Here is a 21,531-nt window from a genome sequence, read left to right as displayed (position 1 = left end):
GCCACCGTGGAGGACAACGTCCGCCCCTTCCCGCGCGCCACGGCGGACGAGGACGTCCCGAACCGGACACCCCCGCGGGACCAAGCGGCAGAGCACGCCGTACTCGGCAGCATGGTGCTCTCCGCGAACGTGATCCCCGACGTCGTCGAGATCCTCGAAGGCCGCGAGTTCTACTGGCCGATCCACGAGACGATCTACAAGGCCATCGTCGGCCTTGCCACCAGCGGCCAACCTGTCGACCCCATCACCCTCGCCGACGACCTGCGCCGCACTGGCGACCTCACCCGCATCGGTGGCCCCGCCTACCTGCACGACCTCCTGAACGCCGTCCCCAGCGCGGCCAACGGCCCCTACTACGCCGAGAAGATCCGCGACGCCTACATCCGCCGCGAAGTCCTCCGCGCCACCGCCGACGCCGAGACCAAGCTCCGCTCCGGCGAAGGCGAACTCGCCGACGTCCTCGACTTCGTCCAAGAGAAGATCAACCGGGCCGTCGAAGGCACCGGCCCCCGCACCAGCAGCGACACCGCCACCGGCTGGACGTTCTCCGACCTCACACCCGTCCTCGACGGCACCCACAAGCCCCAGCAGCCCACCATCGGCGCCCGCGACGACGGCATCGGCCTCTTCTACCCGGGCCGCGTCAACGGCATCCAGGGCGAGTCCGAGGCCGGGAAGTCATGGGTCGCCCTCGTCTCCTGCCTCGTCGAGATGAACCGCGGCAACCACGTCGCCTACCTCGACTTCGAGGACTCCGAGGCCGGCGTCGTCTCCCGGCTCCTCCTCATCGGCGCCAACCCCGACGACATCGCCCGCCTGTTCCACTACGTCCGCCCCGGCAGCACCCCCACCCCCGTGCAGCTGCGCCAGTTCATCGCCCGCATCGGCGACCTCGGCCCGTCCCTGATCATCGTCGACGGCGTCACCGAGGCCATGGTGATGATGGGCCTGGAGCTGAAAGAGAACACGGAAATCGCCAAGTTCGGCCGGATGCTCCTCCGCCCCCTGGCCGACACCGGCGCCGCAGTCGTCCCCCTCGACCACGTCGTCAAGTCCACCGAGTCACGCGGCCGCTACGCCCTCGGCGGCGTCCACAAGCTCAACGCCGTCGACGGCGTCCAGTACATGCTCGAAGCCGTCCGCCCCTTCGGCATCAACACCGAAGGCCGCAGCCGCCTGCGGGTCGCCAAGGACCGACCCGCACAGATCCGCCGCCACGCCCTCCCCGGCGGCCGCAACCCCATGCACTGGTTCGCCGACCTCGTCATCCGCTCCGAGGGCGAGGAGTTCGCTGCCGCCCACCTGTACCCGCCCGTCCAGCACAACGACGACCCGCAGGAGACCGCGGCCGTCAAGGACAAGGCCGCCCAGGAGGAGGCCGACATCAAGGACCGGGAGGCCGCCGTCCTCGACGTCCTCGCCAAGGCGACCGAGCCGATGAGCAAGAACGCCCTCGAGGAACTCATCCCGGGCCGCGCCTCCGTCACCCGCCGCGCGCTGACCCGACTCGTCCACGCCGGCCGTGTCGTCACCGAGCAGGGCCCCCGCAAGGCGACCCTCCATCGGCTCCCCCCGACAGGCGGTGAGAAGGCGTGAGCGACCTCGTCCCCACCTCGTCCCGCACCGTCGGACGACTTCGTCCCGACCTCGTCCCGATCATGAACCGGCCCGGACGGCGAAACACGAAACCCGCAGGTCACAGCCCTAACGACCTCGTCCCGATCTTGAAAGCCACCTCGTCCCGACCTGACGAACCGTCACGGGACGAAGTCACACCCCACCTGACCAGCACGCCCCTTGATCGCTTGACCTCGTCCCACCTCGTCCCGGACGAAGTCGGGACGACGTGCCAGCGACCTCGTCCCTCGTCCCACTCCTTTAGGTGGGACGAGGACGAGCGTCGCGCCACCACCCACCACACCCACATCAGCAGCACCCACCGAGAGGCCCGCCACATGACCCCCGTCGAAAAGGAACGCGAAGCCCGCACCACCGCCATCGCCCAACTCCTCGGCTCCGCAGAAACCGCGACCGAGGTGAACGCCCTCACACGCGTCGGAATCCGCGCCGGATTCCTCTGGCGCTGCTCGACCTGCAAAGACCCGAAGTACGCCAACCAGGAAACCTGCTGCGGCAAGCCCCGGCCCGCCTGAGCGCAGCCATCCGGTTACAGCCAGCCACGCGCAATCCAGCCAACGATCACTACCGCACGAGACCAAGGAGCACACCGTGACCGACCAGCCCACGACCACCTACCACCTCACCCCGCGCACCCTCGACCTGTTCGTCCGCGCCCTCGTCAACGAGGTCGACTACGACATCCACAAGGGCTACGAGTGCGGCGAGGAAGACGGCCTCGACCACTACCCCGAGTTGGTCGCTGAGGCCGCCAAGATGCTCGACGCGATCACCGCCGGGCAGCCCGCCGCCGAGATCCCCATGGAGACCGCCGCGCACGTCCTGTGGCAGGACCGCCTCGGCGGATGGCCGCCGAGCACCTTCGCCACCAAGCTCCTCAGCCTCTGGACGTCGGCCGACACCGACAACGCCGCCCGGCTCGCCGTCGCCTTCCCCGACTACGCCGCGGCGATCGCCCTCGTGAACAGCGGCCAGGACGGCATCCAGCAGCTCCGCGCCATCGCTGGCGACTCCTGACCCGCACGCCCTACACCACCGAACCCGGAAGGACCGTCATGACCGACCACAGCACCAGCTACTTCATCCAGTCCCGCCCCGTCCCCGGCCAGCCCTGGGCGCAGCATGGCGTCCGCTGGTCGTGGCAGTCGAAGCCGAAGGCCCTGGAGAAGCTCGCCGCGCGTCGGGAGATGAAGCCGGGCTGGGAGCACCGGCTGATGGAGCGGATCACGACCGTTGTCGAGCGGCCCGCCACGGAGGACGCCACGCCGGAGGAGACCGCCGAGGCGTGCGGGAAGTGCCAGCGCCCGTTCAATCCGGACGACCCCCGATGGGACGGCAGCGCCCGGTACGCCAGCACGCCGTACTGCCGCGGCTGCATCGACCGCTGCCACGACAGCACGGACGCTTTCCACGTCTGCGTCATCTGCCGCTGAACGACAGGCCGGCCGCCCGCGCAGGCGAAGTGCGCGGGCGGCCGGTGACCGAACCCTACCCACCCAAGGAGAGCCCCCGATGCGCAGCAACCGCACCACCACCAGCCAGACCACCTGCGACGACGAGAACTGCACTAACTACGCCATCACCGCCGCCTACCAGACCACCACCCCCGCCGATCAGGCCGCACGACACAACGCCGCCCTGGCCGTCGACGGGTGGGCGGACATCGAGGGCCGGGACTACTGCCCCGAGCACAACCCGGCCCAGGGCGCCTGATCGCAGACCGGCCGCCCCTGAAGCAAGCAGGGGCGGCCGGTACCCCCGAGTCCACCACACCCACCAGGAGAAGACCATGACCGGACCCGCCACCGTGCCCGCCCGCATCAGCCTCAGCCGCGACCAGCTCGCCGCTCTCCTCGCCCACCACGCCGACGTCCTCGCCTCCAACCTTCAGACCGACGCGACCACCGGACTCCCCGAGCGTGCTGCCGGGCTCGGGCGCGCCGCCGAGCTGCTGGGCCTGCACGCCGAGCACCTGACCGCCGAGAAGGAGTGTCCGCCGGTGGCTGAGCTGCTCGACTCGATGCTGTCCTTCCGCGCTCCGTCCGGGCCCGCCGTGCTGCCCGCGCCCGTCGACCAGACAGCCGAGATCACCCGCCTTCGTATCGAGCTGGGCAAGACCCTGGCGAAGGCCGCCGCCGACCGCTGCGCCGACTACGCCGCCGGACTCCGCGACGCCGCCGACATCGCCGAGCAACAGCGCCAGTTCGAGCCCGCCTTCGGAGCCCGGAAGTCCGCGCAGGTCTCCGAGAACGTCGGCATCCTCCGCGTCGCCGAGGAGCTGCGCCGCAGGGCCGACGAGGTCCAACCCACCGAGCGGCCCGCCGTCGACCTCCCGACCTTGGCTGCCGCTCTCGACGGCTTCGCTACGCTCCTCGCCACCAGCAGCCGCGACTGGGGCGTCTACCGCGTGGATGCCTGGCTGTACGCCGTCATCTGCGGCTGGGACTGCGAGCAGACCGAGCACGACAAGACGTGCGTCCACGGCGCGCTGGAGGAGATGCAAGAGCAGCACGGCTGGGACGACGACACCGTGGCCAAGGCCCGCCGCTACCGGGCCGCTGTCCGGACGCTCATCGAAGCGCACCAGGACGGGGCACAGCAGTGATCACCGAAGCCTGGAACACCCTCTACACCCTCGGCTGGGCCTTCCTCGCCTGGCTAACCATCGTGGCCGCCGTCGTCACCCTCGCCCTCTACGCGGTAATCGCCATCGTCTGGGGCACGGCCCGACTCGCCTGGCACGCCATCCGCCGCACCGCCGGCGCCCAACGCGAGCCCGACTACGAGGAAGCCGCCTGATGGCCCGCCTCCTCGGCGTCACCGTCGCCGCCCTCCCGCTCATCAGCCTCGCCCTGCTCGGCCTCGGCCGGGCCGGGCGGGCCCTCACCCGCCACACCCGGAAGGACACCTGACATGGGCTGGAACAGCGCCAACCGCATCTTCGCCCCCGTCGCCCGCGCCCTCGTGGACACCGGCGCCGACGACACCACCAAGCGCAAGGTCCTCGGCGACCTCATCGGCGAACTCCAGGAAGGCGACTGGGACACCGAGGACGAATCCCTGGAGGACTTCCTCGACGACCCCGCCATCGTCAAGGCGTTCGCAGACAAGGGCGTCCACCTCTCCGACCGGCGCTGCTGCCGCGCCGAGCACGCCAAGGACCCCGCCGCGTACCTGCTGGCGTTGCGGCACGAGGACGTCAGCGAGGACGAGATGGCGCAGGCCATCGACGCGTACGCCCACCACCTCGCCACTCGGATCCGGAGCACCCGAGACGAGACGCGCGGCGCCACGCAGGCGTCGAAGGTCACGGACTACGCGGCCGACCTCATCGATCCGAAGGTCCAATCGTGAGCCGCCGGTGCACCCGCGGGCACTTCATCCCCGCCACAGCACCCACCCCCGCCTGCCACTGCCGCCTCACCCGCCGGCCGAAGCGCAGCCACGACGCCCGCCGCCCCCTCGAATCCGACCTGTGGGGCCAAGGCCTCACCGCCTTACAGCGCCACTCCATCCGCACCGTGCCCATCGTCGGGAGCTACCTGTGACCCACGCCCAGCGCACCGCCGCCGCCTGCAAGCTCACGGCGTTCCTCGCCGCGGTCGTGGCCGGCATCTCTGCGACCTACCACCCGTACTACGTCGTCCCCGGCCTGCTCGCCGCCGCGTTCTTCCTCGGGGTCGCCGCGTCCTTCCGCCGAGACGAGGCGCGGCAGCGGGCCCGGCACGCCGCGCTGGACGCTGCGGCCGCCGCCGACGAGCATCTGCTCGGCACCAACCACGACCAGGCGAGCGCAGCGTGAGCGGCCCGTCGTCGGCACCCCGGGGCGAGCACACGCCCGCCCCGGGCGTCACCTGGCAGACCGAGCTGGTGCGTACGGAGCAGCTGGTCGACGACGACGCACCCGACCCCCGACCGAACCGGAAGACCCGGCGCGCGATGAAGCGCGCAGCACGGAGGACCAAGTGACCGCCGAGACCCGCCTTCGCCTCGCCCACCAAGCCCGCCGCGCGAAGGAGCACCAGCTCGACGACATCCGCCGCGCCCTGTGCGACATCGGGTTCATGGACGACGACGACCCGTACTCGCACGCCGACCTCGCCGAGGTGATCCGGCAGAACGGGCGCGCGCTGGAGGTCAACGAAGCGAACGAAGCCGACACCGATGACCTCACGGCGCCCGCCCCGGCAGCGACCGAAGCGACCAAGCCCGCCACCACCACGGCCGTCGCCGCACTCGCCAACCTGTACGGGCCCATGGCCGACCTCAACCACCCGCAGCACCCGGTCAACGCGACACCGTCCACCACGTCACCGCTGCTCAAGCAGATCGCCGACGCCATCGGCCGCACCAACCTGCCCGCATGGCACAAGGCCGCCCGCTACGAAGCCGCCGAAGCCGCCCTGTCCGTCGTCCTCCCGCACGGCAAGTTCCTCGGCGACCAACTCCGCGATGCCGAGCAGCGCCTCACGGCCATCGCCTCCCTGCACGAGCCCCAGCCCGACGACACCGGCTTCCCCGACAGCAAGCAGTGCCGGACGTGCAGCCGCGACGGAGGCGACGGCTACCAGTACCTCGTGCCGTGGCCGTGCCCGACAGCCCAAGCCATCGTCACGCCAGCCGACCACACCACGGAGAAGTGACCACGTGAAGCTCAAGCACAAGATCAACCATGGATGGCAGCGCCCGCCCGAGCCCATCAGCGAGGCGTACCAACGCCAGGTCGACCGCAGCACCGAGAAGGCCGAGACCCGCCACCGGCAAGCACAGAAGGCCGTCGAGCGTGCGCAGAGGGCAGCCCAGCGCGCCGACAAGCAGGCCGCACGGAAGCCGACCGCCCGGACGCTCGCTGCCCGAGACGAAGCGCAACGGCTGGTGGCTCAGCGGCTGGAAGAGCTGCGGAAGATCGAGGCGCTCATGCACGCGCCGCAGCGGGCGCAGCCGGAAGCCGTCCACCGGACCGGCCGCCAGGAGCGGCTAGAGGTCGGCGAGTACCAAAAGCCGCGCCGCAGGAAGACCCCCAAGTCACCCGTGACCACCAGGAGGAACCCGTGAGGGGAAAGCACGCCAACGCCGCCAGGAACCGCCGCGAGCGGGAGGAACTGGAGCAGCGCGCCGCGACGGCCGAGCAGAAGGTTGAGCGGTTGGAGAGGGAACTGACAGACACCCGCGAGGAGCTGGCCCGTCGTGTCGCCTCGCTCCAGCAGGAGATCAGGGGCCTGGCGCGCGACCGCGAGCGCGCAGTCTCCCCTCAAGCCACCAAGGACCACAAGATGACGCACGACCTTCGTAGGACTGTTGAGTCGATGCGGGCGACGGTCAGGAAACACAACGAGTTGTGTGCGAAGTTGACGACGACTCTTGTCGCTCGGTTGAAGAACGAAGGCCTCTCGGAGCAACAGATCCGCCGTGCGTTTGCCGGGATCGTCATGGAGATGAAGCGAGACAGGTATGTAGCGCAGACCCGTCCGTGAGTACACGGCAGGGGCGTGCCGCTTGTCTCCCCAGACCCGGCACGCCCCCTGGTGCTGATCACCGTACCCGCCCCACCAGCACCACGGAGCCCGCGATGACCACCACCTCCACCCACCTCCGTACGATCGCCCTCCACTGGACCGACCTCCGCGAAGCCGCCGGCGCCCCCGCCCAGTACGGTGCCTTCGGTCTCGGCCTCCGCGGCTACCTCGCCCGCCTCGACCAGGCCGACGCCGAGCAGCTGGAGTACGAACGCCACCAGGCCGCCCACCTCCGCAGCCTGGAGCGGGACCCGATCCAGATCGGCGAACGCCCCGTCCCCGTCCGCCTCCACATCCTCGACACCATGCGCGCCGTCGAAGCCGCCCTCATCGCCTGCGCCGACGACATCGCCCACGCTGCCCAGCGCACCCCCATCGCCGGACCGACCGCACGCCGGACCGCGACGCACCCGTACCTCACCCAGCGCGAAGCCGACATCGCCGCCGCCGACCGGGCCCGCCGCGCGCAGCTGGCCCGCGCCGACCTGGTGGACCCGCGGCGCTGGCGGTGGACCGGCCGACGCACCGCACCCCACGCCGCGCTGTGGCTCCTCGCCCGCATCAAGCGCGCCCCGGGCCCGTGCCGACGGATCACCGACGAGGAGGAGCAGCGGATCGGGACCGTCGCGGCCGGCGCCGCGGCCCGGGTCGAGCGGGCGCTGGACATTGCGGCTCAGCAGCGGACCCTGGAGGCCCCGTGCGCGTGCGGCGGGCAGATCGACGTCCACGGCGGCGAAGGCAAGGTGCCCGTCGCGCACTGCACCGGGTGCGGACGGATCTGGACCGAGGGCGGAGTGATCGCGGCATGAGCCGGGAGCAGCGGCGCCTGTTGGGTCGGTGCCTGATCGTGGCGGCACTCGCTGTCGTCCTGTGGGTGGCCGTGGCATCCTGAGCCTGGCGGTCCGGAAGCTGATGCAGTGTCCGGACAGCGCGGGACTACGCACCCCGCACCGGACCGCCGCCGAACATGACGCGGCCCTCCGACCCCAGGGGTGCAGGGGCCGGAGGGCCGCAACCGCGAGCGGGCGCCCCCCTCTCGGTGGTGCCAAGACCGTACGCCCGGCCCGGTCAGTGCGTCCAGACTTCCGGGCCGCCTCCACGCCACTCGATCAGGCCGGACCGCACGACGTCCATGTCGTCGAACTCCTGGAGCCCGGCCTCCTGCAAGAACGCGGTGACATCCCGGATGCCGTACGCCAGGCCGAGGATCGTTCCGTCGACCCGCACACGCCGGCCGCCCTGCTCGTCGGGCGGGTACACGATCACAGGCGGCGGGCTCATGCTCTCCACCCTGCGCGCGGGCCCGGGCGGGCGCACGCTGGGATAGCCCGGACACGGCGAAGCCCCGCCTCGGATGAGACGGGGCTGTCGTACGGCGGCCTCTACCGTCGGCGCCGCCACGCCCGCCACAGCCGGTACGCCCGGTAGGCCAGCAGGGGCAGGACGACGGCGGCGACCAGGATCCCCACCCACGGCGGGAGACTCCCCGACTCCGGCAGGTAGATCGCCGTCACGGCCGCCACTCCTTGCGGTAGCCGGGCCGGTCGGCGTAGGGCAGGGCGAGTAGGCGCAACAGGTCGCCGTGGATCTCGTCCCGCCCCATCAGGTTCGCGTGGTTCACGACACGGGCGAGCATCTGCCGCTTGGCGTCGATCTCGCGCAGCACCCGCGCCGGATCATGCTCCGCGATGTGTGGAGCGATGCGCGTCCCGCCCGGCGAGATGGTCTGGCCGCGCCAGTGGTCCGAAACGACGGGCAGCCCCTTCTCGCGCTCCTTCTCCGCGATGTGAGGCTCGGGCGGCCACCACAAGACCGTCTCGCCGTCCTCATCCAGCCGCCACTCGGCCTCGGCGTACTCGCACGCAGTCCGGGCGGTCCGCTCGTCCTCGTCGAGCTGCGAGCGCAGCCACTGCACCAGGTCATCCATCCTGCGCCTCCGGCTTCTCGTCGGCCATGCGGCGCAGCTCCTCGGCCGCGAGGAGGTGATCGTCCTCCGCCAGCTCGTCAGCAGCGGTCCGCAGGACGGCCGCCCGGTAGGCGTCGAGCAGCTTCTCCGCCTCGCCCCACGGGACGCAGCGCTTCTCCGCCGTCTCGTTGTACGGCGGGTCGTTCAGGCTGGACAGGATCGCGATCCGGGGATCGGTCGTCGTGGTCACTGGCGCTCCTTGCTGCTCGGGTTGGGGCCTGCGCTTCTTACGCGGCTGCTTGGGGTTCGCCTCGAAGAACGCGTCGACTTGGTCCTCACGGAACCGGGGCCGCGTACTGCCCTCGCCCTCGACCGGAGCGGGGAAGATGCCGGTCCGCCGATACGTGTGGATCGTCTGACGGCTGACCCCGTGCTCCTTCGCGATCTCGGTGGTGGTCATCAAGCGCGCGCTCCCCTCTGGTTCAGGGCTCTTGGGCACGGCAACATCCTCCCTGTTCTGCTTGACGTTGTAAAGCAGAACGTGCACTCTGGAACGGCAGCAACGAGAACGGCCCGGGCGGGAGTTCGCACCTCCCGTCCGGGCCAGCCATCCACCTGCATCACCAGGAGGAATGACCGTGGACCACGGTACCGACCAGGAACCCCAGCAGCCCAGCCCGGCGCAGCACCTCACCCAGGCCGCCCTCATGCACCAGCGGGCCGCCAGCTTGTACGTCGAGGCCGCGGCCGACGCCCGCAAGGCCGGCGACCACGACCGCGCCGCCGGCTACGAGCAGCGCGCCGCGCAAAACCGCACCCAGGCCGCCCAGTGCCTCGCGCCAGCGGTGACCGGCTACGTCTGCTGCAACCAGCCCATGCGGCGCGACGGCAACCAGCTCGTCTGCGGCAAGTGCGGTGCCTGGACCGACCCCGGCACCGCGCCCCAGCCCCGCCTGGCAGTGACCGCATGACCTACCAGGGCCCCACCTGCCAGAACTGCGGCGGCAAGGGCGGATTCCCCGAGACCACGCCCAAGCCCAGCGGCGGCCAGACCACCGTGTGGCGCACCTGCACCGGCTGCAACGGACGAGGGACCACCTGATGGGCCTCTTCCGCAGCTCGAAGTCCAGCCGGGACTATCCCGCCGCCGGCGTCACGGTCACCGGCGACGCCAGCCGCTTCCGCCGCCACAAGACCAGCGTCGCCCGCCGCGCCGCCCGCGAAGGCCAGGCGTGGGAAGACCGCGACCGCGCCCGCGACCGCAAGGGCGGCTGGTACCGCTCCAGCCGCTGACCCCACCCGAGACCGGCCGCCTCCGCTACGTCCCCCGTCGTGGAGGCGGCCACCCAGGAGGACCCCGATGGACCGCATCCGCTCCGCCGCTGCCCGCCTCGACTTGTTCGCCGTCGTCGAGAAGCTCCTCACCCTCGCCGCACTCGCCCTCGTCGCCATCACCGTCGGCGGCCAGCTCGGCCCCATGCTCGGCCTCGACGGCCTCCTCGGCCTGATCGCCGGATGGTCCATCGCCCTCGTCTACGACGCCCTCTGGATCGGCGCCCTCCGCATGAGCGAGATTGCGATCCGGCAGCGCTCCCGCCTCGGCATCGCCGTCATGCTCGGCCTGTCCCTGGCCGCGCTCGGCGTCTCCACCGGCACCCTGCTGATCCTGGGCCACGCCAAGGTGTTCGCCTTCGTGCCCCTGGCCGCCGCCGCGTTCATGGCCCTGCGGCTGTTCGCCGGGAACGTCCTCGCCGACCACACCACCGCCGCCCAGATCGCCGACCAGTCCGCCGCCGACCGCAACGCCCGCGCCCTCGCCGCCGCCGACGCCCGGCACCTGCGGTCGGCCGCCGTCACCGACGTCGTCACCGAGACCGCCAGCCACCTCGGGGAGATGGAGCGGCAGATCGCCCGCGCGCAGACGCTGACGGTCGCGGAGGCCCGCATCGCGAAGGCCCGCGCGAAGGCAGAGGAGCGCCTCCGGAAGACCGACAAGAAGCACGGGCAAAAGGCCGCGGCGTTCGCGGCGCGCACCCTGACGCTGGCCGTGTCGACCCCCGACACAGCCGCATCGGTCGCCGTCACGGCACCCGACACAGACCGTCCCGGCCTCGCCCCGGCCACGACTCCCGAGACCACTCCCGACACGGCCGCCCCGCACCCCGTGACGCCCACCGACACGCAGGTCAACACCGCAGCGGACGCGACCACCGACACGGCCGACACACCCCCGGCGCAGCCCGTCACGCTCGCTGAGCTGGGTGCCGTCGCGGGCGTGTCAACCCCCGTGTCGGGCGAGCCCCTCAGCGACGCGCAGCTGTGCGTGGTCCTGCGGCACCTGCGCTACACCGACGACCCGCCCCGCTCCTACCGACACGCTCAGAAGGAGTTCCGCGACCGCGGGTTCGTCGGCAGCGATGAACGCCTGCGCCGCGCGTGGGGCGCCCTGCTCACGCATGAGGAGACCGCCCCTGCCAGCGAGTAGCCCGGCGTCCGGCACCACCAGTGACGGCCAGCACCGCCCGGTTCTGGCCCTCGCTGCGACTGCCGGAAGCAGTCGGCCCTGGGACGGCGAGTGACCCGGCGAGCAGACCCCGTGCAGACCCGGCGAGCAGACCCCGACCTGCCTCCCCGACCCGTGAGGACCGTCGCATGACCGACCAGGGCGCCGATGAGCAGCGCGTCCGCGTGTTCCTCCGCGCCCTGAGCGCTCGCCCCTTCGGCCACCAGGAGCCCCCCATGCCCGAGCCCCGCCCCGTCACACCCACCCGGATCATCCCCGCCGGCGCCCCGCTTCCCGCCCGCGCCCCCGAGCCCCACGAACTCCCGCCGTGGTGGGAGAAACCCGCACCACCACCCCCCGCGCCCCCGCCCACGCCAGTCCGGAACGATCCGGACCCGGGCCCAGTCGAGATCCGCCACACCCACGACGTGATCCTGACCTGGGCGGACCCGGATCCGGACCCGGATCCGCCACTGTGGGCGCGCGCCTGGGACTGGCTGTGGGAGCACCTCGTCACCTGGCGGATGCTCCTCGCGATCCTCGCCGCCCTCACCCCCTGGCTCGGCGGGCACAGCCCCGTCAGCCTCTGGTCCGACACCGTCCACCAGGCCCGCACCGAGGCCGGCATCCTCGCCGCCTACGTCATCACCGCCGTCGCCCTGACCACCGCGTGGGCCCTCGACCGGCACACCGGCCGCGCCGTCCCCCGCTTCCTCCTCGTCACCGCCAGCCTGGGCGCGTTCGGCGTCTTCGACTGGTGGGACCCGATCCTCGCCCTCACCGGAGTGCACAAGTGACCGCCACCTCCACCCTCACCCTCGGCGGGCTCCTCGCCGCCCTGATCATCCTGACCTGCAACCTCTACCCGTGGTGGACCGGCGGCCGAGAATTCAAGATGCTCGCCTCCTTCGGCAAGGGCTTCGGGGGTGCAGCCTGCGCCGCGGCCTGCCCCGGCGGCATCCTCGGCTGGGCCCACTCCCGCACCGGAGGCGTCGGCAACAGCGCAGGCGAGGCCGCGGGCCAGGGGCTCACCGGCGCCCGCGTCGGCCAAGGCCTCACCACCGGACAGCTCACCGGCCTCACCGCCACCGGCGCTGTGGTCGTCGTCATCGCCGTGACCCTCGTCGTCCTCGCCTACAAGGCCGCGGGCAAGAAGGAGAAGCGGCGCATCATCGGCGGCGCGTTCGTCGGCGCCGTCCTGCTGCTCACCGCCGGCGTGGCCGGGGCCCTGTCCTTTCTGCCCGCCGCTCTGAACGGCGTGGGCGACGGCATCGTGTCCGTGGTGCAAGGGGCGGGCCTGCTGTGAGCCGCCTCTCCCGCCCCGCCGGCCGTATCGCGTCCGGGTCCGCCGTGCTCGCCCGCCGCCTGGGCGCGCGGGCCGCCGCGTGGGTACGCCGTGGCCGCCGTGACGATCTCACCGGAGTGAAGGCCGCGCTCGGCTGCTGGGCGCGCCTGGTCCTCCTCGCCCTCGGCGGCTACCTGCTGTGGCGCCTGGTGCGGGCCTTCCCCAACCTCCTGTGGCTGCTGTCCGCCGGGTGGCTGGTCGCCTCCTGGCGAGCGGGCCGTGAGGCCTGCGCTCCGGCCGTCGAGGAGGTCCCCGCCTGCCCCGACGTGGACGCTGTCCGGGCGCTCCTTCTGGAGGCGATGGGAGAGGCCGACGCGGTGCACCTCCGTACGGTCCTCGCCCACCTCCAGGAGAGGGGCCACGGGGAGGGCTGGACGGTGGGTGATCTGCGGGCCCGTCTGGAGGCCCTGCATATCCCCGTCCAGCTCAAGGTGAAGGTGCCCGGCAGTAAGAGCCCCACGAGGGGTGTCCGGCGCGTCGATCTGGCCCCTTCCCCGGCTGTCGCCGAGGAGGCGTCTACCGCCCCGTCTACCGCTGCCTGACCTGCACGTCTACCGGCGTATCTACCGCGATCTACCGCCCGTCTACGGGCCCATCTACCCCGGAGCGTGGCCGCTCCCAACTGCCAGGAAGAGCGCGGCCACGCCCCGGTCCCCATCCCGATCACACGAGACAGGACCGCCATCATGGCACTCGGATTCAGCAAGCCCATTCGGCAGGACGACCCCCGGCTGAAGGACCACGAGACGACGTACCAGGCGAGCCGTGGCGGCTCGTTCCCGCCCGAGAAGAAGCCCGTGCCCGGCACGCCGAAGAAGCGGAAGAAGTAGCCGCCCTCCTGTCACACTGGAGGCTGCGCGCCGGGTAACGCCCGGCAACTGAGGCCCCGCCAGGCCCCCCGTCCTGGCGGGGCTTCTCTCTGCCCGCCATTCATCACGTGTTGAATTCCGCGAGCTGATCATGCACACTGAGCCGCAGATCTGGCATGCCCGGAACCAGAAGCCCCAGACGCGGCATCATGACCCCCGTATCTCACATCCGTTCCTGGGGGGAACATGAACCAGCCGCCGCAGCCGCCGAGATGGCAGCCGCCACAACAGCCGATCACCTGGGGAACGTCCCAGCCCGGCCCGCAACAGCCACAGCAGCCGCCCCAGTGGGGCCCGACGCCGCCCCCGCCTCGCAGGCAGAAGCCGAAGAACAAGGCCGGGAAAATCCTCGGCATCATCGCCGCCTGCATCGTCGGGTTCTTCGTCGTCGCACTCGCCATCGGCGCCGCCGTCGAGGAAGACAAACCCGCCGACAACAAGCCGGCCGCGAAGCAGCCCGCCTACACCGTGGTCGAGCAGGACGACGAGGGGAACAAGCGCCTCGTCGTCGTCGAGGTCGACACCACGAAGGATCTCCGCACCGTATTCAACGCTGTCACCGACAGCCTCGACGACGAGGCCGGCTACTTCGTGCAGATCAACTGCTCAACCGGCGGCACCGACAAGGTCGACAACCGGCTCGCCAATGGCAGGTACGCCGCCGGCCACATGGGCTCCGTCGTGACCGGCCTGGACGAGGGCGCCACCGACTTCGAGACGAACGAGGGCCGGAGCTGCCCAGCGAAGTAGTCCCACATCCACTGACTGGCCCGGCCGCACCGTCCCGCGGTCGGGCCTTCGCACGCCTGGAGGAGGTGACCGTGGCCACGTCCAAGGGCTCAGCCCCGATCCCGTTCAACGACGAGGAGATCGAAGAACTCAAGCGGCTCCACACCGAGGGCCTCGGCCGGAACGCCATCGCCCGCGAGATGGGCCGCAGCCTTCGCGGCGTCAGCGTCCACGCCGAACGCCTCGGCCTCACCTTCGACCGCACCATGACCGCCGTCGCCACCCAAGCCAAGGTCACCGACGCCAAGGCCCGCCGCGCTGCCATCGTGCAGCGCCTGTACGCGCGCACCGAACGCCTCCTCGACCAACTCGAAGGCGCCGACGACGGCCGCTTCAAATTCACCACCAGCACCGTCAACGGCATCGAGACCGAAAGCCTCGACCACGTACCGGGCCAAGAGGAGAAAGCCCTCTCTGGGGCGATCACGCAATACATGAACCAGGCCGTCAAGCTCGAACAGCTTGACGGCGACCCCGGAGTGGAAGCCGCCCGCTCGATGCTCGGCTCCCTCGCCGAGGGCCTCAACAAGCTGGCCGGCCTCGACGGCGGAGGGGACGACAGCGAGGAGGGCTGATGCTCGACTCGCTGCCCCTGTCCCGAAAGCAGATCCGCTCGATCGCCGAGGCCACGGCCCGTATCTGCGTCTGGCACGGGGCCATCCGGTCAGGGAAGACGATCGCCTCGCTGGTCGCGTTTCTCATCGCCGTGGCCGCGGCACCGACGTCCGGGCTGATCGTCATCGTGGGCCGGTCCTTGCAGACGATCGAACGGAACGTCTTGGAGCCGCTTCAGGACGAAGCGCTATTCGGGTCCGTTGCAAAGCTCGTCGTCCACACCCGCGGAGCCACCACGGCAACGGTCCTCGGTCGCACGATCCACTTGATCGGTGCGGCGGACTCCCGCGCGGAGGGCCGCCTTCGAGGACTGACCGCGTGCCTGGCGCTGGTAGATGAGGCCACGCTGATCCCGCGCGGCTTCTGGAACCAGCTCCTCGGCCGCCTCTCAGTGCCGGGCGCGCGGCTGCTGGCCACGACCAACCCCGACAACCCCGGACACTGGCTGAAGAAGGACTTCCTCGACCGCGCTGGGCAGCTCGATCTCCGCGAGTGGCACTTCACCCTCGACGACAACCCGGCCCTCGACCCCGCGTACGTCGCCTCGCTGAAAGCCGAGTACGTGGGCCTCTGGTACCGGCGCTTCATCTCCGGTCACTGGGTCCAGAGCGAGGGCGCAATCTACGAGATGTTCGACACCGAGCGGCACGTCGTCCGGACGCTGCCCCGGATCGACCGCTGGCTGTGCGACGCAATCGACTACGGCACGACCAACCCGTACGCCGACCTCGTGATCGGTGTCGGCACGGACCGGAAGCTGTACGTCGTCAACGAGTACCGGCACGACTCACGTACGTCCCGCCGGCAGATGACCGACAGCGAGTACTCGAAGGCGCGCCGGGCGTGGCTGGCCCGGGTGCCGCAGCCGGAGACCAACGTCGTGGGCGTCGCCCCGGAGTGGACCATCGTGGACCCGTCGGCGGCCTCGTACATCGAGCAGCTGCACCGCGATGGGGTGTCTGGTGTGACGGCTGCGGACAACACCGTGCTGGACGGGATCCGCACGGTGTCGTCGCTGTTCTCGACCGGCGACCTGCTGGTGCACGAGTCCGCGCAGGGGCTGATCGACGAACTCCCGGGTTACTCCTGGGACGACAAGGCGGCTGAGAAGGGCGAGGACAAGCCCATCAAGGAGAACGACCACAGCTGTGACGCCTTGCGCTACGGCGTCCGTACGACCGAGGCCCTGTGGCGGCCTTACCTACCTACGCGACTGGAGGTGGCTGCCTGATGGCCGCAGAGGTCAAGATGCCTGTCCGTCTCCAGATGGGTGACCTGCCGCCGTACGAGGTCGGGACGCTGACCTTCGATCTCTCCGACGGGCCGGACAGCTTCACCACGAACCTCGCCGCTGCCCTCCGTGTAGCGGCCAACGAGATCGAACGCCCGACGGGCAACGACGAGGGGGAGGTGCCGGATGCCGCTGCCCACGGGTGACACCGCCTGGCCGCCCCCGTACCTCGGCCCCGCCCTCGACGCCATGCACACCTGGGACACATGGTGGTCCGGCGACCCCGACCGGCTGGAGTCCCTCTACGGCGGCAGCACCGGCGGCGGCCCCGACCCCAAGCGACTCCAGTACGCCGGCGGAGTCGTCGGCCGGATGGCCCGCTGGTGGTGGGGTACACCGACCGCCCCGGGCGAGCGGCGCACGAAGATGCACGTGCCGATCGCCGGCGACCTCTGCGGCGGCAGCGCCGACCTCCTGTTCTCCGAGCCGCCGCGGTTCACCGTCGACGACGACACGACCCAAACCCGCCTCGACGTCCTCGCCGACGACGGCCTCCTCGCTACCCTGCAGACCGCGGCAGAGGTCGGGGCCGCGCTCGGCGGGATCTACCTGCGGCCGGTGTACGACAAGGACGTCGCCGACCGGGCCTGGGTCACTGCGGAGCACGCCGACAGGGCGCTGCCGGAATTCACGTGGGGCCGCCTCTCCGCGGTCACCTTCTGGAAAGTGGTCAGGGAAGAAGACGGCCAGGTCTGGCGATCCCTTCAGCGGCACGAGCCGGGCGTCATCCTGCACGGCCTCTATCAGGGGACGAAGGACAAGCTCGGCCGGCCTGTCCCGCTGGAGGACTCGGACGCAACCGCCGGGTTCGCCACGGTGGTGAACGACGAGGGCGCGGTCGAGACCGGGTACGCCGGCCTCGACGTGGTGTACATCCCCAACCAGAACAGCCGCCGGTGGCGCTGCCACCAGAAGCTGAAGGACTGGGGCCGCTCGGACCTGGACGGCGTCGAGCCGCTCATGGACGCCCTGGACGAGACCTACTCGTCGTGGATGCGGGACATCCGCCTCGGCAAGGGCCGCATCGTCGTCCCCGAGACGTACCTCCAGTCCACCGGACCGGGGCGCGGCGCGAGCTGGAACCCGGATCAGGAGGCGTTCGCCGGGGTCGGAATGCTCGACCGTGGAGCCAGTGGCGGTATGCAACTCACGGTCGCCCAGTTCGCGATCCGCGTGCAGGAGCATCACGACACGGCGGAAGACCTCGTCAACCAGATCCTCCGTTCCGCCGGGTACAGCGGGCAGACGTTCGGGATCGGTGGTGACGTCGCTGTCACCGCGACGGAGGTCACCGCGCGGGAGCGGCGGTCGATGACGACCCGCGGGAAGAAGGTGCTGCGCTGGCGGCCTGCGCTGGCGCATCTGGTGGAGGCGCTTCTGGCCGTCGACCAGTACGCGTTCGGCGGGGGCATCACGCCGCAGCGGCCGACGGTCGAGTTCGAGGACTCGGTGCAGGAGGATCCGCTGTCGCTGGCGAACACGGCGGACGTTCTGCGGCGGGCGCAGGCGGCGAGCACGGACACGTTGGTGCGGATGGCCCACCCGGAGTGGGACGACGACCAGGTGACCGGAGAAGTGCGGCGGATTCAGGTCGAGGCGGGCACGGCGGTCCCGGACCCGATGCAGGCCGGGGACATCCCGTAGAAGGTGGTGATCGGTCATGCCCGTATCCCCAGCCATGGCCGAAGACCTCGCGGCTGCCGTCGCTGACCTGTACGAGGCCGCCGAGGGCGTACTCATCGAGAAGATCCGGCGGGCCCTCGCCGAGGGCATCAACTCCCCAGTGTGGGCGCAGATGAAGCTCGCGGCCGTCGGCAACCTCCAGTCGGCGATCGACGAGGTGATCGCCGCCCTGCAGCTCGACGCGAACGGGGCGATCCACCAGGCGCTCGCCGAGGCGTACGACCGCGGGCAGCAGGCGGCCGTCGCCGAGCTGGGGGCACTCGGCGTCGGTCAGGCTGCGGCTGCTGCGGCAGCCGTACCAACTGCCCCGGTGGTGGATCGCCTCGCGCGCGCGGTCATCGACGAGACCGGGCCCGTCTACCTCCGTATCCTGCGGGTGTCGATGGACGCCTACCGCGACGTCATCTCAGCCGCAGCCGCAGCCCCCGCTCTTGGCGCGCAGACCCGTAGGCAGGCCGCACAGGCCGCCCTCGATCGGTTCGCCGATCGTGGCGTTACCGGATTCGTGGACGCGCGTGGCCGCTCGTGGGACATGCGGTCGTACGCCGAGATGGCAATGCGGTCCGCACTCGGCCGGGCCGCCGTGGAGGCGCACACGGATCGGCTCGGCGCGGCCGGTGTGGAGCTGGTGATCGTGTCGCAGGCGCCGGAGAAGTGCGAGCTGTGCAGGCCGTGGGAGCGGAAGATCCTCACCCGCACCGGCCAGCCCGGTGCACGCGAGATCCAGGTGCAGCACGCGACCGAGGACGGCGAGATGGTCACCGTCAGGGTGGCTGGTTCGCTGCCGGAAGCGCGGGCTGCTCGGCTGATGCATCCGAACTGCCGACACACGGTCTCCGCCTTCCTCCCGGGCGTCTCCCGGGTACCGAAGCCGCAGCCGTCACGGGGCACCTACGAGGATAGCCAGCACCAACGGTATCTGGAGCGGCAGGTCCGGCGGTGGAAGCGGCGCGCCGAGGCAGCGATGGACGAGCAGGCACGCCGCAAGGCGAACGCGAGCGTCCGTGCGTATCAGGCCCGCATCCGTGAACTGATCGCTGAGACCGGGCTGCCCCGCAAGTCGCACCGCGAGCAGCTCACCACGGCCCGCTGACCGGGCCCACAGTCTTCCGCCCGCCAGGCGTGGGCCGGATCGCACAACCCCCGCCAGGCGCGGGGCCGAACTATCCCGACGCGCACCAGGAGTGCACGCATGCAGAAGCGAACCCTTCCCAGGCTGGCCGGTGCTGGCTGGGCACACCCCTACGGCCACGGCCCTTTCGCGCCGTACCTGTACGCCGACGGCGGGGACGGAGACGACTCCGGATCCGACAGCGGCGACAACGGTGACGACACGAGCACGGACGACGACCAGGACGACGACGCTGGCGGGACCGGCGACGACGACCAGGACGACGACGCGGCCAAGGGCGACAAGCCCAAGCCGAAGGCACCCGCCAAGAAGACCGAGGACCCGGCGGCCGAGCTGGAGCGGCTCCGCAAGGAGCTGCGGCAGGCCAACTCTGAGGCGGCCAAGGCCCGCACCGGGGCCAAGAAGCAGGCGGCCGAGGAGGCCAAGGCGCAGCTCGTCCAGGAGATGGGCAAGGCGCTCGGCCTGGTCAAGGACGACAAGGACGAGGCCCCGGACCCGGCGAAGCTCACCGCCGAGATCGAGCGGACGCAGAAGGCGCACCGCGAGACCGCGATCGAGCTGGCCGTGTTCCGCGGGGCCGGGAAGCACGGCGCGGACGCGTCGGCGCTCACCGACAGCAGGTCCTTCCTGAAGTCGATCGCCGACCTCGACCCGTCCAGTGAAGGGTTCGACAAGGCCGTGTCTGCCGCCATCAAGGCCGCGGTCGCGGACAACCCCAAGCTCAAGGCCGCGAGCCAGGCGCCCGCGCGCACATCCGGCGACTTCTCCGGAAGTTCGGAGAAGCCCAAGAACGGCAACAGCATCGAGGCCCAGCGCGAAGCCCGCCGCAAGGCACGCCAGGGCTGAGCCTCCCCACGGATAGGAGGCCCTTGTGGCCAACACGTTCCTGACCCCTGACCTGATCGCCACGAGGGCACTCGCCACGCTGTACGAGTCCACGCACATGGCGCAGCTCGTCTACCGCGACTACGAGTCGGACTTCGCCGGACGGCAGGGCGACACCATCACGGTGCGCAAGCCCGCAACGTTCGTCGCCAACGAGTTCAGTCGGGCGACCGGCATCGTGCCGCAGAACGCCACCGAGTCCGGCTTCCCGGTGGTCCTCAACCACCTGCCTGACGTCAGCTTCACCGTGACGACCGAGCAGCTCAACCTGGAGATCAACGACTTCGGCGAGCAGCTCCTCGACCCGGCCATGGAAGCCATCGCCCAGAAGATCGACCGCGACCTCCTGGCCCTGCGCGACGACGTCACGCAGACCGTCGGCGCGGTCGCCGAGGACCCGCTCGGCGAAGACCACAACTACGCGAACGGCAAGTACCCGTGGTCCGACTCGCGTGTCCTCATCGAGGCCGGCGCGGTCCTGGACACGAAGAACGTTCCGGCGTCGGACCGTAACGTCGTCGTCGGCCCGCGCACGAAGGCCCGGTGGGTCGCGGAGAAGATCTGGCGCGCGGCCAACGAGCGCGGTTCCACGGTCGGTCTGACCGAGGCCCAGTTCGGCGCGCGCGCGTCCGGGTTCAACCCGTACATGACGCAGAACATCGCGGGCCCGGCCGAGACCCCGACAACGGGCCAGCCGACCACCGAGGTCGACGTCGCGTTCCACAAGACGGCGTTCGCGCTGGTGACCCGCACGCTGGAGGTTCCTCCGGGCGCGCAGGACGCCACGATCATGAACTACAAGGGGTTCGCGCTGCGCGTGGTCTACGACTACGACATCAAGTACAAGCAGACCGTCGTCTCGGTGGACTGCCTGTACGGGACGAAGACCCTCGACGCCAACCGTGCCGTGCTCATCCAGGGGGCTGCTGCCGTATGATCCGCTACCACAACACCAACACGGGTGACGTCGTCGAGCGCGAGCACGCGGACACCCGCCTCGACATGCTCCCCAACTGGGAGCGCCTGGACGCCGACGAGACCCCGGAGGCGCCCACCCCGGACAGCGTCCTCCAGCGGCCGCAGACCTCCCCGGGCGTCGCGCTCACCTCCACCGAGGGACCGCGCGCGGCAGCCGAGGAGGAGCACCGCGAGCAGCAGGAGGACGCCGGGGACCCGCCGGACCGCTCCGCGTCCAAGGAGACGTGGGTGGAGTACGCGCAGAAGCGTGCCGTCTCGGACGAGGAGCGGGCCGAGATCCCGTCCCTGACCAAGGCCGTGCTCATCGCGAAGTACGGGGAGAACCCGGTCACCTGATCGGTTCGTCGCGAGCGAGGGAGGTCCACTGTGGCCTCCCTCTCG

The 21,531-nt window shown here is 70.9% G+C and carries 34 protein-coding genes; 30 read left to right on the top strand and 4 right to left on the bottom strand.

All coding sequences use genetic code 11. From position 1 onward, the window contains the following. The first annotated feature begins 6 nt into the window (after nucleotides 1-6). The 13 genes from B1H29_RS31815 (at nucleotide 7) to B1H29_RS31750 (ending at nucleotide 7,963) form a co-directional block, all read left to right on the top strand. Complete coding sequence (locus tag B1H29_RS31815) at nucleotides 7-1,596, top strand: DnaB-like helicase N-terminal domain-containing protein (RefSeq protein ID WP_055420657.1); 1,590 nt, start codon at nucleotides 7-9, stop codon at nucleotides 1,594-1,596. A gap of 359 nt (nucleotides 1,597-1,955) precedes the next feature. After that, complete coding sequence (locus B1H29_RS31810) at nucleotides 1,956-2,153, top strand: hypothetical protein (RefSeq protein ID WP_055420658.1); 198 nt, start codon at nucleotides 1,956-1,958, stop codon at nucleotides 2,151-2,153. Nucleotides 2,154-2,229: 76 nt separating this feature from the next. After that, nucleotides 2,230-2,655, top strand: a complete 426-nt coding sequence (locus B1H29_RS31805; RefSeq protein WP_055420659.1) for a hypothetical protein — start codon at nucleotides 2,230-2,232, stop codon at nucleotides 2,653-2,655. A gap of 38 nt (nucleotides 2,656-2,693) precedes the next feature. Continuing rightward, on the top strand, nucleotides 2,694-3,071 hold the full coding sequence (locus B1H29_RS31800) for a hypothetical protein (RefSeq protein WP_055420660.1): 378 nt from the start codon (nucleotides 2,694-2,696) through the stop codon (nucleotides 3,069-3,071). 79 nt (nucleotides 3,072-3,150) lie between these two features. After that, the gene (locus B1H29_RS31795; protein ID WP_055420661.1) at nucleotides 3,151-3,351 is read left to right on the top strand and encodes a hypothetical protein; all 201 of its coding nucleotides are present in this window, start codon (nucleotides 3,151-3,153) and stop codon (nucleotides 3,349-3,351) included. A gap of 76 nt (nucleotides 3,352-3,427) precedes the next feature. Further along, the gene (locus B1H29_RS31790; RefSeq protein WP_055420662.1) at nucleotides 3,428-4,243 is read left to right on the top strand and encodes a hypothetical protein; all 816 of its coding nucleotides are present in this window, start codon (nucleotides 3,428-3,430) and stop codon (nucleotides 4,241-4,243) included. Beyond that, nucleotides 4,240-4,437 (top strand): hypothetical protein, encoded by a 198-nt coding sequence (locus tag B1H29_RS31785; protein ID WP_055420663.1) that lies wholly within the window; start codon nucleotides 4,240-4,242, stop codon nucleotides 4,435-4,437. Before B1H29_RS31790 ends, B1H29_RS31785 begins: the two co-directional genes overlap by 4 nt. A 114-nt stretch (nucleotides 4,438-4,551) precedes the next feature. Further along, nucleotides 4,552-4,992 carry a hypothetical protein gene (locus B1H29_RS31780; protein WP_055420664.1) on the top strand — a complete coding sequence of 147 codons (441 nt, stop codon included), beginning with the start codon at nucleotides 4,552-4,554 and terminating at the stop codon, nucleotides 4,990-4,992. Between the two features lie 190 nt (nucleotides 4,993-5,182). Continuing rightward, the gene (locus B1H29_RS31770) at nucleotides 5,183-5,440 is read left to right on the top strand and encodes a hypothetical protein (RefSeq protein WP_055420666.1); all 258 of its coding nucleotides are present in this window, start codon (nucleotides 5,183-5,185) and stop codon (nucleotides 5,438-5,440) included. 163 nt (nucleotides 5,441-5,603) lie between these two features. Further along, the gene (locus B1H29_RS31765) at nucleotides 5,604-6,281 is read left to right on the top strand and encodes a hypothetical protein (RefSeq protein ID WP_055420667.1); all 678 of its coding nucleotides are present in this window, start codon (nucleotides 5,604-5,606) and stop codon (nucleotides 6,279-6,281) included. 4 nt (nucleotides 6,282-6,285) lie between these two features. Next, nucleotides 6,286-6,693 (top strand): hypothetical protein, encoded by a 408-nt coding sequence (locus B1H29_RS31760; RefSeq protein ID WP_055420668.1) that lies wholly within the window; start codon nucleotides 6,286-6,288, stop codon nucleotides 6,691-6,693. Then, nucleotides 6,690-7,112: a hypothetical protein gene (locus B1H29_RS31755; RefSeq protein ID WP_055420669.1), complete on the top strand. Its 423-nt coding sequence runs from the start codon at nucleotides 6,690-6,692 to the stop codon at nucleotides 7,110-7,112. The genes B1H29_RS31760 and B1H29_RS31755 overlap by 4 nt, the downstream gene beginning before the upstream one ends. A 95-nt stretch (nucleotides 7,113-7,207) precedes the next feature. Beyond that, entirely contained in the window at nucleotides 7,208-7,963 is a 756-nt protein-coding gene (locus tag B1H29_RS31750) for a hypothetical protein (RefSeq protein WP_055420670.1), read from the top strand. A 259-nt stretch (nucleotides 7,964-8,222) separates the two neighbouring features. On the opposite strand, the gene B1H29_RS31745 is transcribed toward B1H29_RS31750, so the two are convergent. The 4 genes from B1H29_RS31745 to B1H29_RS31735 form a co-directional block, all read right to left on the bottom strand. Then, nucleotides 8,223-8,435 carry a hypothetical protein gene (locus tag B1H29_RS31745; RefSeq protein WP_055420671.1) on the bottom strand — a complete coding sequence of 71 codons (213 nt, stop codon included), beginning with the start codon at nucleotides 8,433-8,435 and terminating at the stop codon, nucleotides 8,223-8,225. A 101-nt stretch (nucleotides 8,436-8,536) separates the two neighbouring features. Next, nucleotides 8,537-8,668 carry a hypothetical protein gene (locus B1H29_RS39930; RefSeq protein ID WP_267891978.1) on the bottom strand — a complete coding sequence of 44 codons (132 nt, stop codon included), beginning with the start codon at nucleotides 8,666-8,668 and terminating at the stop codon, nucleotides 8,537-8,539. Further along, nucleotides 8,665-9,081 carry a DUF6221 family protein gene (locus tag B1H29_RS31740; RefSeq protein WP_055420672.1) on the bottom strand — a complete coding sequence of 139 codons (417 nt, stop codon included), beginning with the start codon at nucleotides 9,079-9,081 and terminating at the stop codon, nucleotides 8,665-8,667. The genes B1H29_RS39930 and B1H29_RS31740 overlap by 4 nt, the downstream gene beginning before the upstream one ends. After that, the gene (locus B1H29_RS31735; RefSeq protein WP_234393131.1) at nucleotides 9,074-9,520 is read right to left on the bottom strand and encodes a helix-turn-helix transcriptional regulator; all 447 of its coding nucleotides are present in this window, start codon (nucleotides 9,518-9,520) and stop codon (nucleotides 9,074-9,076) included. Before B1H29_RS31735 ends, B1H29_RS31740 begins: the two co-directional genes overlap by 8 nt. A gap of 178 nt (nucleotides 9,521-9,698) precedes the next feature. Between B1H29_RS31735 and B1H29_RS31730 the strand changes: the two genes are divergently transcribed. The 17 genes from B1H29_RS31730 to B1H29_RS31660 all read left to right on the top strand — a co-directional run bounded on the left by B1H29_RS31730 (nucleotide 9,699) and on the right by B1H29_RS31660 (nucleotide 21,486). After that, the gene (locus B1H29_RS31730) at nucleotides 9,699-10,031 is read left to right on the top strand and encodes a hypothetical protein (protein ID WP_159027857.1); all 333 of its coding nucleotides are present in this window, start codon (nucleotides 9,699-9,701) and stop codon (nucleotides 10,029-10,031) included. Further along, nucleotides 10,028-10,162, top strand: coding sequence for a hypothetical protein (locus tag B1H29_RS39925; RefSeq protein WP_267891979.1), 135 nt, complete (start codon nucleotides 10,028-10,030; stop codon nucleotides 10,160-10,162). The genes B1H29_RS31730 and B1H29_RS39925 overlap by 4 nt, the downstream gene beginning before the upstream one ends. Next, nucleotides 10,162-10,353 carry a hypothetical protein gene (locus B1H29_RS31725; protein ID WP_055420675.1) on the top strand — a complete coding sequence of 64 codons (192 nt, stop codon included), beginning with the start codon at nucleotides 10,162-10,164 and terminating at the stop codon, nucleotides 10,351-10,353. The genes B1H29_RS39925 and B1H29_RS31725 overlap by 1 nt, the downstream gene beginning before the upstream one ends. Before the next feature lie 67 nt (nucleotides 10,354-10,420). Further along, on the top strand, nucleotides 10,421-11,545 hold the full coding sequence (locus tag B1H29_RS31720) for a hypothetical protein (RefSeq protein WP_055420676.1): 1,125 nt from the start codon (nucleotides 10,421-10,423) through the stop codon (nucleotides 11,543-11,545). 167 nt (nucleotides 11,546-11,712) lie between these two features. Then, a complete protein-coding gene (locus tag B1H29_RS39920) occupies nucleotides 11,713-12,360 on the top strand; it encodes a hypothetical protein (RefSeq protein ID WP_267891980.1) in 648 nt (215 codons plus the stop codon). Then, nucleotides 12,357-12,869 (top strand): hypothetical protein, encoded by a 513-nt coding sequence (locus tag B1H29_RS31710; RefSeq protein ID WP_055420677.1) that lies wholly within the window; start codon nucleotides 12,357-12,359, stop codon nucleotides 12,867-12,869. Before B1H29_RS39920 ends, B1H29_RS31710 begins: the two co-directional genes overlap by 4 nt. Beyond that, a complete protein-coding gene (locus B1H29_RS31705) occupies nucleotides 12,866-13,450 on the top strand; it encodes a hypothetical protein (protein WP_055420678.1) in 585 nt (194 codons plus the stop codon). Before B1H29_RS31710 ends, B1H29_RS31705 begins: the two co-directional genes overlap by 4 nt. Nucleotides 13,451-13,594: 144 nt before the next feature. Next, nucleotides 13,595-13,738, top strand: coding sequence for a hypothetical protein (locus tag B1H29_RS38255; protein ID WP_159027856.1), 144 nt, complete (start codon nucleotides 13,595-13,597; stop codon nucleotides 13,736-13,738). 225 nt (nucleotides 13,739-13,963) lie between these two features. Beyond that, nucleotides 13,964-14,527: a hypothetical protein gene (locus tag B1H29_RS31700; protein ID WP_055420679.1), complete on the top strand. Its 564-nt coding sequence runs from the start codon at nucleotides 13,964-13,966 to the stop codon at nucleotides 14,525-14,527. Nucleotides 14,528-14,598: 71 nt separating this feature from the next. Then, nucleotides 14,599-15,141 (top strand): helix-turn-helix domain-containing protein, encoded by a 543-nt coding sequence (locus tag B1H29_RS31695; RefSeq protein ID WP_234393133.1) that lies wholly within the window; start codon nucleotides 14,599-14,601, stop codon nucleotides 15,139-15,141. Further along, nucleotides 15,141-16,412, top strand: coding sequence for a PBSX family phage terminase large subunit (locus B1H29_RS31690; RefSeq protein ID WP_055420680.1), 1,272 nt, complete (start codon nucleotides 15,141-15,143; stop codon nucleotides 16,410-16,412). The genes B1H29_RS31695 and B1H29_RS31690 overlap by 1 nt, the downstream gene beginning before the upstream one ends. Next, entirely contained in the window at nucleotides 16,412-16,618 is a 207-nt protein-coding gene (locus tag B1H29_RS31685; RefSeq protein WP_055420681.1) for a hypothetical protein, read from the top strand. The genes B1H29_RS31690 and B1H29_RS31685 overlap by 1 nt, the downstream gene beginning before the upstream one ends. Then, nucleotides 16,599-18,116 carry a phage portal protein gene (locus tag B1H29_RS31680; protein ID WP_055420682.1) on the top strand — a complete coding sequence of 506 codons (1,518 nt, stop codon included), beginning with the start codon at nucleotides 16,599-16,601 and terminating at the stop codon, nucleotides 18,114-18,116. The genes B1H29_RS31685 and B1H29_RS31680 overlap by 20 nt, the downstream gene beginning before the upstream one ends. A gap of 16 nt (nucleotides 18,117-18,132) precedes the next feature. Beyond that, a complete protein-coding gene (locus B1H29_RS31675) occupies nucleotides 18,133-19,248 on the top strand; it encodes a phage minor capsid protein (protein WP_055420683.1) in 1,116 nt (371 codons plus the stop codon). A 99-nt stretch (nucleotides 19,249-19,347) separates the two neighbouring features. Continuing rightward, nucleotides 19,348-20,133, top strand: a complete 786-nt coding sequence (locus tag B1H29_RS31670) for a hypothetical protein (RefSeq protein ID WP_055420684.1) — start codon at nucleotides 19,348-19,350, stop codon at nucleotides 20,131-20,133. Between the two features lie 25 nt (nucleotides 20,134-20,158). Further along, nucleotides 20,159-21,109: a P22 phage major capsid protein family protein gene (locus B1H29_RS31665; protein ID WP_055420685.1), complete on the top strand. Its 951-nt coding sequence runs from the start codon at nucleotides 20,159-20,161 to the stop codon at nucleotides 21,107-21,109. Then, nucleotides 21,106-21,486 carry a hypothetical protein gene (locus tag B1H29_RS31660; RefSeq protein ID WP_055420686.1) on the top strand — a complete coding sequence of 127 codons (381 nt, stop codon included), beginning with the start codon at nucleotides 21,106-21,108 and terminating at the stop codon, nucleotides 21,484-21,486. Before B1H29_RS31665 ends, B1H29_RS31660 begins: the two co-directional genes overlap by 4 nt. Nucleotides 21,487-21,531 lie beyond the last annotated feature (45 nt).

The sequence above is a fragment of the Streptomyces pactum genome, assembly GCF_002005225.1.
Taxonomy (GTDB): domain Bacteria; phylum Actinomycetota; class Actinomycetes; order Streptomycetales; family Streptomycetaceae; genus Streptomyces; species Streptomyces pactum_A.
This window is presented reverse-complemented; position numbering and strand designations above follow the sequence as displayed.

Bases quoted from the DNA above. Each gene is read 5' to 3' on its own strand.
- B1H29_RS31745 (WP_055420671.1), bottom strand. From the start codon at position 8,435: ATGAGCCCGCCGCCTGTGATCGTGTACCCGCCCGACGAGCAGGGCGGC.
- B1H29_RS31735 (WP_234393131.1), bottom strand. From the start codon at position 9,520: ATGACCACCACCGAGATCGCGAAGGAGCACGGGGTCAGCCGTCAGACG.
- B1H29_RS31750 (WP_055420670.1), top strand. From the start codon at position 7,208: ATGACCACCACCTCCACCCACCTCCGTACGATCGCCCTCCACTGGACC.
- B1H29_RS31810 (WP_055420658.1), top strand. From the start codon at position 1,956: ATGACCCCCGTCGAAAAGGAACGCGAAGCCCGCACCACCGCCATCGCC.
- B1H29_RS31675 (WP_055420683.1), top strand. From the start codon at position 18,133: ATGCCCGTATCCCCAGCCATGGCCGAAGACCTCGCGGCTGCCGTCGCT.
- B1H29_RS31790 (WP_055420662.1), top strand. From the start codon at position 3,428: ATGACCGGACCCGCCACCGTGCCCGCCCGCATCAGCCTCAGCCGCGAC.
- B1H29_RS31725 (WP_055420675.1), top strand. From the start codon at position 10,162: ATGGGCCTCTTCCGCAGCTCGAAGTCCAGCCGGGACTATCCCGCCGCC.
- B1H29_RS31720 (WP_055420676.1), top strand. From the start codon at position 10,421: ATGGACCGCATCCGCTCCGCCGCTGCCCGCCTCGACTTGTTCGCCGTC.
- B1H29_RS39925 (WP_267891979.1), top strand. From the start codon at position 10,028: ATGACCTACCAGGGCCCCACCTGCCAGAACTGCGGCGGCAAGGGCGGA.
- B1H29_RS31780 (WP_055420664.1), top strand. From the start codon at position 4,552: ATGGGCTGGAACAGCGCCAACCGCATCTTCGCCCCCGTCGCCCGCGCC.
- B1H29_RS39920 (WP_267891980.1), top strand. From the start codon at position 11,713: ATGACCGACCAGGGCGCCGATGAGCAGCGCGTCCGCGTGTTCCTCCGC.
- B1H29_RS31685 (WP_055420681.1), top strand. From the start codon at position 16,412: ATGGCCGCAGAGGTCAAGATGCCTGTCCGTCTCCAGATGGGTGACCTG.
- B1H29_RS31670 (WP_055420684.1), top strand. From the start codon at position 19,348: ATGCAGAAGCGAACCCTTCCCAGGCTGGCCGGTGCTGGCTGGGCACAC.
- B1H29_RS31700 (WP_055420679.1), top strand. From the start codon at position 13,964: ATGAACCAGCCGCCGCAGCCGCCGAGATGGCAGCCGCCACAACAGCCG.
- B1H29_RS31690 (WP_055420680.1), top strand. From the start codon at position 15,141: ATGCTCGACTCGCTGCCCCTGTCCCGAAAGCAGATCCGCTCGATCGCC.
- B1H29_RS38255 (WP_159027856.1), top strand. From the start codon at position 13,595: ATGGCACTCGGATTCAGCAAGCCCATTCGGCAGGACGACCCCCGGCTG.
- B1H29_RS31795 (WP_055420661.1), top strand. From the start codon at position 3,151: ATGCGCAGCAACCGCACCACCACCAGCCAGACCACCTGCGACGACGAG.
- B1H29_RS31660 (WP_055420686.1), top strand. From the start codon at position 21,106: ATGATCCGCTACCACAACACCAACACGGGTGACGTCGTCGAGCGCGAG.
- B1H29_RS31800 (WP_055420660.1), top strand. From the start codon at position 2,694: ATGACCGACCACAGCACCAGCTACTTCATCCAGTCCCGCCCCGTCCCC.
- B1H29_RS31680 (WP_055420682.1), top strand. From the start codon at position 16,599: ATGCCGCTGCCCACGGGTGACACCGCCTGGCCGCCCCCGTACCTCGGC.
- B1H29_RS31740 (WP_055420672.1), bottom strand. From the start codon at position 9,081: ATGGATGACCTGGTGCAGTGGCTGCGCTCGCAGCTCGACGAGGACGAG.